Here is a 13,575-nt window from a genome sequence, read left to right on the forward strand (position 1 = left end):
GGCTCAACCACGCAACTGCTTGAGCTTGCGGTACAGCGTCGCGCGGCTGATGCCCAGGGCCTCGGCCGCTGCCGAGACGTTGCCCTGATGCCGGGCCAGGGCGGCGCGGATCAGCTCCAGTTCGTTGTCGCGCAGGCTGCCGGACGGCGCGGCGCCGCTGGCCAGCTCGTCGAGCAGGCAGTCGGTGAGGTGGTCGAGGGTCAGCACCTGCTCGCCCTCCTCGCGCATCGCCAGGGCGGTGCGCACCACCATCTCCAGCTGGCGGATGTTGCCCGGCCAGTCGAAGTTCTCCAGCAGCGCCACCAATGGCGCATCGAGGCGCACGCCCCTGGCCCCGGACTTGTCCAGCAGGCCCTGGATGAGCGTCGCCAGGTCGTCGCGCTCGCGCAGTGCCGGCAGGCGCAGGGATACGCCGTTGACCCGGTAGTAGAGGTCTTCGCGGAACTGCTTGTCGGCGACCAGTCGCTTGAGGTCACGGTGGGTGGCGCAGATCAGCGCCACGTCGATGTCCTGCTCGTCGCCGGCGCCCAGCGGCGCCACCCGACGCTCCTGCAGGACACGCAACAGGCGCGCCTGCAAGGCCAGTGGCATGTCGCCGATCTCGTCGAGGAACAGCGTGCCGCCATGGGCCTGCATCAGCCGCCCGACCATGCCGCCACGGCGCGAGCCGGTGAAGGCGCCCTCACGGTAGCCGAACAGCTCGGACTCGATCAGGCCCTCGGGAATCGCCGCGCAGTTGACCGCCACGAACGGCTTGTCGGCCCGCGGGCCGGACTGGTGCAGGGCACGGGCGGCAACTTCCTTGCCGGTACCGGTTTCGCCCAACAGCAGCACCGGCAAGCCATTGGCCAGGCCCTGGCGGGCCATGCGCAGGGCACGGGCCAGGCGTGCATCGCCGCCGGCCAGGGCCTCCAGGGCCTGGGTCTTGGCCGGTTCGGCCGGCCTGGCGGCGGGCGTCGGACCACTGATACGGCCATGCCGTGGCAGCTGCAAGGCGCGGAAGAAGAATTCGCCCTTGGCGGTCTGCACGCTGCTGACACCGCCCTGCCACAGGCGGGCGATGAATGCCGGCGAACGCTCGCCCAGCAGGTCGCTGCTGCGCCGCCCAAGCAGTGTCTGGCGCGGCATCTGCAGCAACTGGCAGGCATTGTCGTTGGCCGCCAGCACCTCGCCTTCCAGGCTCAGCGCCAGCAGGCCCTGCCAGGCGCTGGCCAGGTACTGCGGCCGACTGTGGAAGGCCAACACCAGGTGCTCGGGGTGATACAGCCCGAACAACCGGCTTTCGATATTGCCGGCGGCCAGCAGCAGCGTGGTGAGGCTGTCCTGGGGCTGGGCCATGACGCCTTCACGGGTCACATCAAGCACGCCGATCACCTCGCCACGCGGATCGCGCAGGGGCACCGAAGTGCAGGAGAACGGGCTGAGCCGGTCGAGATAGTGCTCGCCGCAGTTGATCAGGGTCGGCTGCCCCTCGACCACCGCCGTGCCGATGGCGTTGGTGCCGCGCAGGGCCTCGCTCCAGCAACTGCCCGGGTGCAGGTCGCGCAGGCCCTCGCGCTCGAGTGTCTGCTTCTGGCCCTCGATGGCCAGTACGTTGGCCTGGGCATCACCGAGGATGACGATGCCGCTCTTGCCCTGGCGCTTGACCAGGTAATCCAGTTCGGGGGTGACCGCGTCGATCAGCAGCCGGTTGTGCTCCAGCAGCGCGCGCAGGTCCAGGCCATGGCGGATGCCCAGGCCCACCTGCTCGCCCTGCAGGCAGTCCAGGCCGTGGCCGAGGCTGCGGCGCCAGGAGGCGTCGATCTCATCACGCAGCATGCCGGAGGGCAGCTCGCCTTCATTGGCCAGTTTCAGGCGGACCAGGCGGGATTGCTGCAGCGGGTCGTTGGCGTTTGTTGTTGGAAGTTGTCGCGCCATTGCGTGCTCCAGGGGTGCCCCGCTAAGGCGGGGCAATGGGCATCGGATTTTTCGGCAGTGTGCGTCAGAAATCGTTGGCAGTCATCAGGTATGCGCTGGGAGGGGTATGCCGGGTGATGTATGCCGGGGAATTTTCAGCGCCTATCAGATCGAGCGCCGCCCGCGCGGCGCATCGCGACGCAAGGCCGCTCCTACATTTGTTGCAACGTGCCAAACCTGTCAGGCCATGGTTGCCCGCCTTGGCACATGTCTTGAGACAGGTGGAGCGCCATTGGTGCCCACACTGAAACCGCGTCGTACCAACAAGGCGTACCAGGTGATGGCACAGGATTGACTGGCCCGAAACAGATGTAGGAGCGGCCTTGCGTCGCGATGCGCCGCGCGGGCGGCGCTCGATCTCATAAGCGCTGCAAGGCTATCGGCGAACACCTGAAAGCCCTACCCCATTCCCCAATGCTGGGTCCTCCCGCCCACCCGCCAGACCTCGACGGATATTTTCCAGAAGCGCTGAAACCCTCGTTTCAAAGCCCCTGCCCTGCAATCCAGCAAACCTGGCACAACAGTTGCCGATGCCTCTGCAGACGCCCCAACCCATGGGCCCGTTTGCAGGAGGAAGCAACTCATGCACCGACCGACTCCCCACCCGCTGGCCGTGGCGATCTTCGCCGGCCTGCTCCAGCTACCGGCCCAGGCTGCGCTGTATGCGGTCGACAGCGGCCCGTATACCCTGCCCACCGGCAAGTTCCCCGCCTGGTACCAGGACAGCCATGGCCGAGTGCTCGACCTGTGCCTGTCCAAGGCGGTGAGCTCACGGGTCGCCGGTGCCCCCGGCGCGCCGTCGTACATGTGCACGCTGCTGCCCACACCCGGCGTGTTCGACGATACCCAGCCGATCGTCTTCCCCAGCAACTTCCCCGACGAGGCTTTCTGGTTCACCGCCGATGCCGCCATCGTCGATGCCGCCCGCGGTATCGACCTGAGCTTCGGCTCGGCCATCGAGGCTGCCTTCGCCGCCGAGGAACCGGTGGATGGCGACCAGGTCAGCTTCGCCCGGGTGCGCATCCGCGTCGATGTGCCGGTGGCCGGTACCTACACCATCACCCATCCCTACGGCGTCGACGTGTTCGACGTGGCGGCGGGCGGGCGCCGGGCGATCAACATGACCCGCGACATCGGCATCGGCTCTCCCGGCGACTACAGCGGCGCGCTCAAAGGCGACGTCGGACCGTTCCTGCGCAGCGTCAACGGCCCCTACACCGAAACCAACCCGGGCACCGGCGCCAGCGAACGCTACATCGGCGACCCGAACCTGGAAGAGCCGGTCACCGGCAGCCCGTTCAACACCAACTTCGTGCGCATCGAGGGCCCCAACGGCCTCGACCTGCGCACCGAGCTGTTCGCCATCTCCGGCAAGCTGTCCACGGTCAACCGGCCGACGCCGTTGATCCCGCAGCGCAGCACCTACTCGCGGCACACCGTCAACGGCGACCTGCGGGCCCAGCAGGATGTGTTCGTGATGGCGCCGCCGGCGCCGGCCACGGTCACCCTGACCAGCCAGACGCCACCCCTGCCCCTGGGCGAGGCCAATGGCACCGGTGCCTGGTACGCCCAGTCGGCGCTCAACCCGACCCTGCCGCTGACCCTGCAGGTGACCGCCGACAACAGCCTGGCCATCGCCACCAGCACGCCGACCAGCGCCGCCATGCCGCTGACCGACCTGGTGACCATCAGCCGCGCCGAATACAGCCTGGCCAGCGGCCAGCTGACCCTGGTTGCCAGCAGCAGCGACGAGACCAGCCCGCCCGCCCTCACCGCCCGCACCGGCAACGGCGCGCTGATCGGCAACCTGAGCGGCAACGGCGCGGTCAAGTCCCTGACCACCGGGCTGTCACCCATCCCGCCGGCGCAGGTGCAAGTCACCAGCAGCCACGGCGGCAGCGACAACGAAGACGTGGTGCTGGTGCCATGAACAGACACCGCCTTCAAGGAGGCCGCATGAATACTTGGTCGCGTCGGGCGCTGTGCGCCGCCGGTTTCACCCTTAGCGTCAGCAGCGTGGCCTGGGCCGCGCTGAGCGAGGTCGATCCCGGCCCCTACACCTTCGCCACCGGGGGCTACCCGATGTGGTACAAGGATGCCAACAACCTCGCCCTGGAGCTGTGCCAGTCACGCGCCACCAGCTCGCGGGCACCGGGCGCGCCGGGCGCGCCAGCCTACATGTGCACGCTGCTGCCCGAGCCCGGGGTCTACGACGACGCCCTGCCGCTGGTGTTCCCGGACAACTGGCCGCCGGAGATGTTCTGGTTCCTGGCCGAGACCGAGATCCCGCAGGTGGGCAACAGCGGCTACGAGCTGGAAGTCTATGTCGCCGGCCTCGAGGCGGCCTTCGCCGCCGAGAACCCGGTCAACGGCGACCAGCAGAGCTTCGCCCGCATCCGCATCCGCGCCTCGGTGCCGCGCACCGGCACCTACACCATCACCCACCCGTTCGGGGTCGAGACGGTCAACGTGACCACCGCCGGCCGGCGGGCGATCAACATCACCCGCGACATCGGCATCGGCGCGCCGGGCAACTTCAGCGGTGCCCTGAACGGCAACCTCGGCCCGTTCCTGCGCGGTGTCGGCGGCCCGTACACCGAGGTCAACCCGGACACCGGCGCCACCGAAACCTTCGTCGGCGACCCGAACATCACCGAGGCGGTGACCGGCAGCCCGAACAACACCAACTTCGTGCGCATCCAGGGCCCGGCGGGCACCATCCAGACCAACGTCTTCACCGTCTCCGGCAAGGTCCTCGACCAGCGCCAGCAGACCCCGGTGACGCTGGAGCGCGCCACCTACCAGCGCAACGCCGCCGGCACCCGCGTCGAGGTCTTCGCCAAGGCGCCGAACAGCGCCAGCCTGTGCCTGCGCAACGGCCTGGCGCTGATCGGCTCGCCGCCGTCGCCATGCCAGTTCAGCATGCTCGCCGACAACAACGGGCTGTTCTTCAGTCAGCAACTGAGCCAGGCCGTGCCACCGTCGGTGGTGGTGGTCACCGCCAGCAGCCCGGCCGGCACCACGCGGCCGACGGCGCTGTCGAGCAAGCTCAGCGATGTGGTCAAGGTCGCCACCGCACGCTACGACTGGAGCGCCAAGCGCCTGCTGGTCGAGGCCCGTTCCAGCGATGAAGTGGTGGTGCCCGACCTGCTCGTACAGGGCTTCGGGCGCATGTCCAAGTCCGGCGTGCAGCAGAGCCTGACGGTCAACGACCTGGCCCAGCCACCCGCCAGCATCACCGTCAAGTCGGCCCACGGCGGTATCGACGTGGAGCCAGTGGTGGTGGTCGGCAATGCCCCGGTGCCAGCCGAGAACCAGGCTCCGGTGGCCCAGGCCGACAGCGGCAGCACCAGTGTCGGGGTGCCGATCACCCTCAACCTGCTGGCCAACGACAGCGACCCGGACGGCAACGTGCCACTGAGCATTACCGACCTTACCCAGCCGGGTACCGGCCTGGGCGGCGTGGTGCTCAACGGTACCACCGCGGTGACCTACACCCCACCCGCCGGCGCCACCGCGCCCGTGGTGGCGACCTTCAGCTACCGCGCCCAGGACGCCAAGGGACTGAAGTCGACCCCGGCCACGGTGACCGTCAACGTCGCGCCGAACCGTCCACCAAGCGCGGTGGCCGACAGCGCCGCCACCCTCGGCGTGCCCGTGACCATCAACGCCCTGGCCAACGACACCGACCCGGAAGGCAACCTGCCGCTGACCATCGCCAGCGTCACCCAGCCGACCCCGGCCGGACGCGGCACGGTCAGCACCGACGGCAACGTGATCACCTATACGCCACCGGCCACGGTGAGCGCAGCCTTCACCACCAGCTTCAGCTACATCGCCCGTGACTCGATCGGCGCCACCTCGACGCCCGGCACGGTCACCGTGCAGGTGTCGCCACGGCCGGCCCAGGAAACCTTCGCGGTCACCGCGGCGACGGTCACGGCGCGCTCGAACAACCGCTTCAACTGGGATATCAGCGGCACATCCTCGGTGACCACCGGCAACACCATCACCGTGCGCGTGACCACCACCACCGGCGTGCAGACCCTCGGTACCACCACCGTGCCGGTCACCGGCCGCTGGCGCTTGACGGTGAGCAACAGCACGACCCTGGTGCCCACCGCCGCGCCGACCGCCACGGTGACCAGCAGCCAGGGCACCACGCGCACGGTCAACGTGGTGGTGCAGTAAACCCCGGAGGGATGCCATGAACGCCCTGTACCCACTGCTGCTGAGCCTGGCCCTCACAGGCCAGGCCCTGGCCGACGACCTGATGGACAACGCCGACCTCGCCGCCGGCAGCGACCTCGGCGAGCCGCTGATGCTGCGCCTGCTGCCGGCCGCTGCCGGCCAGGTCGCGGTGATCGAGCAGCTGGGCACGGGCAACCGCGCCGCCCTCGACCAGAACGGCCAGGCCCTGCTGGGCCGGATCGTCCAGGCCGGGAGCGCGCAGGAAGCGTACATCCTGCAGGAAGGCAGCGACCTGACCGCCGCGATCAGCCAGCAGGGCCAGGGCAACAACGCCACGATCCGCCAGAACGGCAGCGACAACAGCGCCGCCATCGAGCAGATCGGCAACCACAACAGCGCCACCATCGACCAGCGCGGCACGGGGCTGAACAGCACCGTGACCCAGGCCGGCAACGGCCAGCAGGTCCATGTCAGCCAATACCGCTAGGCCCAACACGACAGATCTGGAGGCAACACCATGCACAAGCTCGCCCCCCTGAGCGCTGCCATCGTCCTGGCCCTTGCCGGCCAGGCCATGGCCGACGACAGCATCTCGACCCAGTCCCAGCAGGGCAACCAGAACATTGCCGAGGTCAAGCAGAGCCAGGCGCCGTTCGCCTCGGCCACGCAGGACCAGGCCGGCCACGACCACAACCACATGGCGCTGCAGGACAGCAGCACCAGCCATATCCAGCAGAGCGCCACCGGCTCGTTCAACGCCGGCTACGCCGAGCAGCTGTACGAGAACGGCAGCCAGATCACCCAGCAGTCCGGCGGCAGCCTCAACGACGCCTTCGCCAGCCAGTCGGTGGGCGAGAACAACGAGTCCCTGCAGATCCAGCTGGGCAGCGGCAACCGCTCGGTCATCTGGCAGGACACCCAGCTGGGCAGCCAGGCCACCACCCTGCAATCGGGCCATGGCAACGAGGCCACGGTCGAGCAGCTGTTCGGTGGCAGCAACAACAAGAGCGTGATCATGCAGGGCGGCACCGGCAACCAGGCGGCCGCCGAGCACATGACTCACCAGGACGGCGATATCGCGATCTATCAGGAGGGCAAGCAGAACTGGGCCTATGGCGACCAGCGCGACGGCCTGGGCGGCACCATCGGCATCGACCAGTACGGCACCGGCAACTCGGTGGAGGTGTGGCAGGACAACCAGGCCGCCAGCCAGGCCAGCGTGTACCAGAATGGCCAGGCCAACGAAGGCTACATCGACCAGAGCTTCGGCCAGGGCAACAGCGCCGGCCTCAGCCAGACCGGCCGCGGCAACGCCAGCTGGTCGGACCAGTACGAGACCAACCAGGCGGTGACCAGTATTTCGCAGGTAGGCAACAACAACCTGCATTTCACCTACCAGACCGGTGACAACCACAGCCTGACCATCAGCACGGCGGGCAATGCCAACAAGATCATGGCCAGCAACTGGAAGGGCGAAAAATCCGGTGGGCAGTTCGGCGTCGGGCAGCAGGCGCAGATCAACCAGAGCGGCAATGGCAACGGGGTCAACATCACCCAGGAAGGCAACGCCCAGGTCGCGCGGCTGGACCAGAACGGCAACCGCAACCAGATGGAAACCCGCCAGGCCGACAGCAACAACGAGCTGTACTTCGAGCAGAACGGCAGCGACAACCTGCTCATCGCCGACCAGCGCGGCACCGCCAACTACGCCGAAGGCCTGGCCGCCGGCAATGGCGGCAGCATCACCCTCGACCAGTCGGGCAGTGGCAACCAAAGCTACACCTACCAGCTGTACGGCAATGGCAACGAGGCCACCATCAAGCAGACCGACGTGGCCAACCTTGCCTACGTGACCCAGGGTGGCAACGGCAACCAGGCGTTCGTCGACCAGAGCGGCGCAAGCCAGACTGCAACCATCACCCAATATGGCAATGCCAACTCGGCGACTGTAACCCAGCAGTGACGGGCTCCCCCCTTGGACCGCGGTGTTTGCTCTCCCTGGCGCCGCGGTTCCTTTTTCCCCGGTTTGCGTGACCATTTGTCGGTAACGGCACAAGGCCTGTCGAAACATTCGCTAGCTGTTCGACCACCTGGTGAACCCCCAGCGTGGAGTCACGCCCATGAGCCATCCCATCCCCAAGCATGCCGTGGTCACGCGCAGCCAGTGGCTTGCCGCCCGCCAGCAGCTCTGGCTGCACGAGAAAGCCTTCACCCATCAACGCGATGAACTCGCCGCCGCCCGCCGCGCCCTGCCCTGGGTGCGGGTGGAACAGGACTATCGATTCCACGGCCCGCACGGCGAGCTGGGCCTGACCGAGCTGTTCGCCGGACGCAGCCAGTTGCTGGTCTATCACTTCATGTTCGCCGAAGGCTGGGACGAAGGCTGTCCGGGCTGTTCGTTCCTCGCCGACCACTTCGACGGCGCCAACCTGCACCTGGCCCACCATGACGTGTCCCTGGTGGCGGTGTCGCGGGCGCCCTATGCCGAGTTCCAGGCGTTCCGCCAGCGCATGGGCTGGTGCTTCCCGTGGTTCTCCTCGCATGGCAGCCGCTTCAACCAGGACTTCGGGGTCAGTGTCGCCACCGACGGCAGCGCCCAGTACAACTATGAACCCTATACCGGCAACGAGGCGGAGCTGCCCGGGCTGAGCGCGTTCTACCGGGAGGCCGACGGCAGCCTGTACCACACCTATTCCACCTATGCCCGTGGCCTGGACATCCTGGTCAACGCCTACAACTTCCTCGACCTGGCGCCACTGGGGCGCAACGAGGAAGGGACGATGGACTGGGTACGGCATCATGATCGCTATGACGGTGCCCCGGAAAAATCCCACTGCTGCGGGGAATGAAAAGACGCCCTCGCGGGGCACGCCGCATCAAGGCCCCGCGAGGGCGGCATCAGATCGCCCGCTGCGCCAGCAACTCCGTCAGCACCTCGGCCAGCGCCTTGACCATCACGTCCGCCGTCGGCCGATGCACGATCACGATCTCGTAGCTGTCCACGTCAGGCAGCCCTTGCTCGGCACCCAGCACCCGGTGCTCGCCCAGCGCCGCGCGTGGAGGAAGCAGGCTGATGCCCATGCCGTCGGCCACCGCTGCCTGGATCCCGCTGAGGCTGGAACTGGTGAAGCTGATGCGCCAGCGCCGGCCCATGCCTTCGATGGCACTGATCATGTCGTCGCGGTAGAGGCCGCGTGGCGGAAAGGTCACCAGCGGAATCGGGTCGAGTTCGAAGGACGGCGTGCGTACGCTGTCGATCCACTGCAACCGCTCCGGCCAGCAGGCCACGCCCTCGCGGCTGTTGCGCCGCTGCTTGAGCAGCACCAGGTCGAGCTCGCCGTTGTCGTAGGCCTGGCTGAGGTCGCGGCACAGGCCGCTGGTAACCTCCAGCTTGACCTGCGGGTGGCGCCGGCTGAACGCGGACAGCGCGTTGGTGGTGCGTCCGCCGACGAAATCCTCCGGCACCCCCAGGCGCACGGTGACGCCGACCATGGCCCCGGCCAGGGCTTCGAGCATCTGGTCGTTCAAGGCCAGCATGTGCCGGGCATAGCCGAGCAAGGTCTGTCCGGCATCGGTGGGCAGCACGTCGCGGTTGCCGCGCACCAGCAGGCGATGGCCGACCATGTCTTCGAGGCGGCGAACCTTCTGGCTGATGGTCGACTGGGTGGAGTGCAGACGCGCGGCGGCGGTGGTGAAACTGCCGCAATCGGCCACCACGACGATGGCGCGCAGCAGGTCGAGGTCGAACAGGGCCCTATTCGGTTTTACGCTGGAAGACATCTCGGTATTCGGCTTCTGAATGACAAGCCTGACTTCTACCATGGGTGCCGATACCCGGCAACATGCGCAAATACACTGGGTTGCATCCAGATAATTCACTTCTGCTACAAAGCCTGGGGCCCTAAATTTAAGCTTCGTCGCACAAGGAACCGATGCCCATGCGCCTGCCGTTCGCCGCCTTGCTGTTGAGCCTGAGCCTTGCCACCCATGCCGAGGCCTCAGCCATGAATACCCCCTTGCTCGATGCCGCCCGCCGCGGCGACGTCCCTGCCGTGCGTCAGTTGCTCGACCGCGGCGCCCGGCCTGATACCCGCAACGACCAGGGCCAGACCGCGCTGCTGGTCGCCACCCACGCCAACCTGGTGGACGTGGCCAAGGTGCTGATCGAGGCCGGGGCCGACGTCAACGCCAAGGACAACATCAACGACAGCCCCTACCTGTATGCCGGCGCGCGCGGGTTGAACGACATCCTGCGCCTGACCCTGGCCCATGGCGCCGACCTGGGGAGCACCAACCGCTACGGCGGCACCGCGCTGATTCCGGCCGCCGAGCGCGGCCATGTCGAGACCGTGCAACTGTTGATCGATGCCGGCGTCGACGTGAACCATCTCAACCGCCTGCACTGGACCGCGCTGCTCGAGGCGGTGATCCTCGGCGATGGCGGCCCGCGGCATGTGGAGATCGTGCGCCGGCTGCTGGCGGCCGGCGCGGATCCACGGATCGCCGACAAGGAGGGTGTGACCGCGCTGGAGCATGCCCGCCAGCGCGGGTATCGGGAGATGGTGACGCTGCTTGAACAGTAGAAACCGGCGCCGCTGCCGGCGATTGGACCGCAAAGCGGTCCTCCACTGTTCTATTCCACGGCCTCGAACGGCAGCCCCACATAGTTCTCGGCAATATTGGCAAGGCCAGCCAGTGAGCCAAGGTAATACTCGCGGTCGGCCTCCTGCATCTTGCGGTCCCAGTCGTCCTGATGCTCGCCAAAATCGTGCAGCAGACAAGTCATGAACCAGCTGAAACGCTCACCCTTCCACACCCGTCGCAGGGCCATGGGCGAGTATTGAGCCAGCAGGTCGGTGCGGCCCTCGCGGTAAACCTTGACCAGGATCCGGTACAGATAGTTGACGTCCGACGCCGCCAGGTTCAGCCCCTTGGCGCCGGTCGGCGGGACGATATGGGCGGCGTCGCCCACCAGGAACAAACGGCCATGCTGCATGGGCTCGAGCACATGACTGCGCAGCGGCGCGATGCTCTTCTCCAGCGCCGGCCCCGTGATCAGTTGCGCGGCCACCTCCGCCGGCAGGCGCGCCTTGAGTTCATCCCAGAAGCGCGTGTCGGACCAGTCCTCGACCCGCTCCTGCAAGGGCACCTGCAGGTAGTAGCGGCTGCGGGTCTGCGAGCGCTGGCTGCACAGCACGAAACCACGTTCATGGTGGGCGTAGATCAGCTCATGGTTGACCGGTGGGGTGTCGGCCAGCAGCCCCAGCCAGCCGAACGGATAGACCCGCTCGTACACCTTCAGCACATCGGCCGGAATGCTCTGCCGGGCCACGCCATGGAAGCCGTCGCAGCCGGCGATGTAGTCGCAGTCGACCCGGTGCTGGCGACCGTCCTTGTCGAAGGTGAGATAAGGCCGCTCGCCGTCGATGGCATGGGGGCGGACATTGTCCGCCGAATAGATGATCGGCGCCCCGCTGGCCTGGCGCGCCTGCATCAGGTCGCGGGTGACCTCGGTCTGGCCGTACACCATCACCGTCTTGCCACCGGTCAGCGCCTTCAGGTCCAGGCGCTGGCGACGGCCATTGACCAGCAATTCGACGCCTTCATGCACCAGCCCTTCACGGTCCATGCGCTCGGCCACCCCGGCCTCGCGCAGCAGGTCGACCGTGCCTTGCTCGAGCACGCCGGCGCGGATGCGCGCCGATACATAGTCAGGGGTCTGACGTTCGACGATCAGCGTGTCGATGCCCGCACGGTGCAGCAGCTGGCCCAGCAGCAGGCCGGAGGGGCCGGCGCCGATGATTGCAACCTGAGTCTTCATTGTTGTTGTCTCGCGATGACGATGCCGGCCGGTACTGGCAATGGCCGCACATCTGCTGTTAGGGTTTGCACCTGTATTTTTACTGGCGAAGCTGGCATGAAACGTGTGATATCCGTGGCAAAAACTGCACTTTTGCAAAATTCGTTCGATTAACGGACATCCCCTCATGCACAGCCCTCTCCCCGGCATCCCGCTGTTCCAGCTGTACGGCGAACACCACGCCTGGCCGGACACCGACCTGCTGCACTGCGAGTCGATCCCGGCGCGCAGCCGCCTGCACCATTGGGAAATCAAGCCACACCGGCATGCCGAACTGTTCCAGCTTCTTTATGTGCAACGGGGCGAGGCCCAAGTGGAGATCGAGGGCGAGCGCCGGGTGATTCGCGAGGCGGCGATCCAGGTGGTGCCGCCGCTCACCGTGCATGGCTTTCGCTTCAGCGCAGACATCCAGGGGCATGTGCTGACCTTCGGCACGGCCCTGGTGGTCGACCTGGAACAGCGCCTCGGCGCGCCCTTGAGCGTACTGGCGGCCCCCCGCTGTTACCCGCTGGGCCAGGACCGTATGCGCCTGCACGGTCTGATCGACACGCTGCAGCAGGAGTATCAGGGCAGCGCGCCGGCGCGAGCGCCCATGCTGCAGGCCCTGGTCACCGCGCTGATGGTCTGGATCCACCGCCAGCAGCAGGCCTTGCCCGCGCGCAACCAGGACGAACGGGACCAGCAGTTGCTGGGGCGTTACCTGCGCCTGGTCGAGGCGCATTACCGCGAACACTTGGCCGTGGACGTGTTCGCCAGCCGGTTGGGCATCACCAGCCTGCAGTTGAACCAGCTGTGCCGTGCGCTGGCCGGACAATCCGCGCTGCAGGTGATCCACCAGCGCCTGCTGCTCGAGGCGCGGCGCAACCTGGCGTATACCCGGATGAGCATCGGCCAGCTTTCCGACAGCCTGGGGTTCAGCGATCCGACCTACTTTGCGCGGTTTTTCAAGCGGCTCGACGGCCAGACGCCCAAGGAGTACCGCAGGTTGGTCAATGCCTGAACGGGCCTCATCGCGGGGCAAGCCCGCTCCCACGGGAGATGATACGTGGGAGCGGGCTTGCCCCGCGATGAGGCTCCGGCAAACCCCACAGCTTGCTTGACGTATACGTCAACCTGGCATTAGGTTACTCGCATTCCCTCCCCCGAGCCCAAGCATGAGCAGCCAGACCTACAGCATCTCCGATTTGTCCCGCGAACTGGACATCACCACCCGCGCCATCCGCTTCTATGAGGAACAGGGCCTGCTCAGCCCCGAGCGCCGTGGCCTGGAGCGCATCTATTCGGCACGCGACAAGGTCACCCTCAAGCTGATCCTGCGCGGCAAACGCATCGGCTTCTCGCTGGCCGAATGCCGGGAGCTGATCGAACTCTACGACCCCACCAGCGGCAACCAGAAGCAGCTCACCAGCATGCTGGCCAAGATCGCCGAACGCCGCGCCCAGCTCGAACAGCAGATGCTCGACATCCAGCAGATGCACCTGGAGCTGGACACCGCCCAGGAGCGCTGCGAGCAGGCCCTGGCCGCCACCCTGAACCCGTCGCACCCCCACCGTTGATCCGCCACAGGA

At 67.1% G+C, this 13,575-nt stretch carries 11 protein-coding genes; 8 read left to right on the plus strand and 3 right to left on the minus strand.

The features are described from left to right. Positions 1-3 precede the first annotated feature (3 nt). Positions 4-1,917: a sigma-54-dependent Fis family transcriptional regulator gene (locus tag K2O50_RS14445; RefSeq protein WP_050705330.1), complete on the minus strand. Its 1,914-nt coding sequence runs from the start codon at positions 1,915-1,917 to the stop codon at positions 4-6. A 622-nt stretch (positions 1,918-2,539) separates the two neighbouring features. Here K2O50_RS14445 and K2O50_RS14450 point away from each other — a divergent pair. The 5 genes from K2O50_RS14450 (at position 2,540) to K2O50_RS14470 (ending at position 8,996) form a co-directional block, all read left to right on the plus strand. Continuing rightward, a complete protein-coding gene (locus K2O50_RS14450; RefSeq protein WP_050705329.1) occupies positions 2,540-3,886 on the plus strand; it encodes a hypothetical protein in 1,347 nt (448 codons plus the stop codon). Positions 3,887-3,912: 26 nt separating this feature from the next. Continuing rightward, complete coding sequence (locus tag K2O50_RS14455) at positions 3,913-6,147, plus strand: Ig-like domain-containing protein (RefSeq protein ID WP_050705328.1); 2,235 nt, start codon at positions 3,913-3,915, stop codon at positions 6,145-6,147. Positions 6,148-6,163: 16 nt separating this feature from the next. Next, positions 6,164-6,634 carry a curlin gene (locus K2O50_RS14460; RefSeq protein WP_050705327.1) on the plus strand — a complete coding sequence of 157 codons (471 nt, stop codon included), beginning with the start codon at positions 6,164-6,166 and terminating at the stop codon, positions 6,632-6,634. A gap of 30 nt (positions 6,635-6,664) precedes the next feature. Next, positions 6,665-8,110: a curlin gene (locus K2O50_RS14465; protein WP_050705326.1), complete on the plus strand. Its 1,446-nt coding sequence runs from the start codon at positions 6,665-6,667 to the stop codon at positions 8,108-8,110. A gap of 157 nt (positions 8,111-8,267) precedes the next feature. After that, entirely contained in the window at positions 8,268-8,996 is a 729-nt protein-coding gene (locus K2O50_RS14470) for a thioredoxin family protein (RefSeq protein ID WP_050705325.1), read from the plus strand. 49 nt (positions 8,997-9,045) lie between these two features. Here K2O50_RS14470 and K2O50_RS14475 read toward each other — a convergent pair whose 3' ends face one another. Beyond that, complete coding sequence (locus K2O50_RS14475) at positions 9,046-9,927, minus strand: LysR substrate-binding domain-containing protein (protein WP_050705324.1); 882 nt, start codon at positions 9,925-9,927, stop codon at positions 9,046-9,048. 158 nt (positions 9,928-10,085) lie between these two features. On the opposite strand from K2O50_RS14475, the gene K2O50_RS14480 reads away from it, so the two are divergent. After that, positions 10,086-10,730: an ankyrin repeat domain-containing protein gene (locus tag K2O50_RS14480; RefSeq protein WP_050705323.1), complete on the plus strand. Its 645-nt coding sequence runs from the start codon at positions 10,086-10,088 to the stop codon at positions 10,728-10,730. Positions 10,731-10,780: 50 nt separating this feature from the next. Here K2O50_RS14480 and pobA read toward each other — a convergent pair whose 3' ends face one another. Continuing rightward, the gene (gene pobA, locus K2O50_RS14485) at positions 10,781-11,968 is read right to left on the minus strand and encodes a 4-hydroxybenzoate 3-monooxygenase (protein WP_050705322.1); all 1,188 of its coding nucleotides are present in this window, start codon (positions 11,966-11,968) and stop codon (positions 10,781-10,783) included. A 166-nt stretch (positions 11,969-12,134) separates the two neighbouring features. Here pobA and K2O50_RS14490 point away from each other — a divergent pair, with 166 nt between their 5' ends. Both K2O50_RS14490 and K2O50_RS14495 read left to right on the plus strand, forming a co-directional pair. After that, complete coding sequence (locus tag K2O50_RS14490; protein ID WP_050705321.1) at positions 12,135-13,007, plus strand: helix-turn-helix domain-containing protein; 873 nt, start codon at positions 12,135-12,137, stop codon at positions 13,005-13,007. Positions 13,008-13,161: 154 nt separating this feature from the next. After that, positions 13,162-13,563 carry a MerR family DNA-binding transcriptional regulator gene (locus K2O50_RS14495; RefSeq protein ID WP_028692177.1) on the plus strand — a complete coding sequence of 134 codons (402 nt, stop codon included), beginning with the start codon at positions 13,162-13,164 and terminating at the stop codon, positions 13,561-13,563. Positions 13,564-13,575: the final 12 nt, after the last annotated feature.

The organism is Pseudomonas sp. 2hn, from assembly GCF_019646095.1.
In the GTDB taxonomy this organism is placed as follows: Bacteria; Pseudomonadota; Gammaproteobacteria; order Pseudomonadales; family Pseudomonadaceae; genus Aquipseudomonas; species Aquipseudomonas peradeniyensis.

Bases quoted from the DNA above. Each gene is read 5' to 3' on its own strand.
- K2O50_RS14495 (WP_028692177.1), top strand. From the start codon at position 13,162: ATGAGCAGCCAGACCTACAGCATCTCCGATTTGTCCCGCGAACTGGAC.
- pobA (WP_050705322.1), bottom strand. From the start codon at position 11,968: ATGAAGACTCAGGTTGCAATCATCGGCGCCGGCCCCTCCGGCCTGCTG.
- K2O50_RS14455 (WP_050705328.1), top strand. From the start codon at position 3,913: ATGAATACTTGGTCGCGTCGGGCGCTGTGCGCCGCCGGTTTCACCCTT.
- K2O50_RS14480 (WP_050705323.1), top strand. From the start codon at position 10,086: ATGCGCCTGCCGTTCGCCGCCTTGCTGTTGAGCCTGAGCCTTGCCACC.
- K2O50_RS14465 (WP_050705326.1), top strand. From the start codon at position 6,665: ATGCACAAGCTCGCCCCCCTGAGCGCTGCCATCGTCCTGGCCCTTGCC.
- K2O50_RS14450 (WP_050705329.1), top strand. From the start codon at position 2,540: ATGCACCGACCGACTCCCCACCCGCTGGCCGTGGCGATCTTCGCCGGC.
- K2O50_RS14445 (WP_050705330.1), bottom strand. From the start codon at position 1,917: ATGGCGCGACAACTTCCAACAACAAACGCCAACGACCCGCTGCAGCAA.
- K2O50_RS14490 (WP_050705321.1), top strand. From the start codon at position 12,135: ATGCACAGCCCTCTCCCCGGCATCCCGCTGTTCCAGCTGTACGGCGAA.
- K2O50_RS14460 (WP_050705327.1), top strand. From the start codon at position 6,164: ATGAACGCCCTGTACCCACTGCTGCTGAGCCTGGCCCTCACAGGCCAG.
- K2O50_RS14475 (WP_050705324.1), bottom strand. From the start codon at position 9,927: ATGTCTTCCAGCGTAAAACCGAATAGGGCCCTGTTCGACCTCGACCTG.
- K2O50_RS14470 (WP_050705325.1), top strand. From the start codon at position 8,268: ATGAGCCATCCCATCCCCAAGCATGCCGTGGTCACGCGCAGCCAGTGG.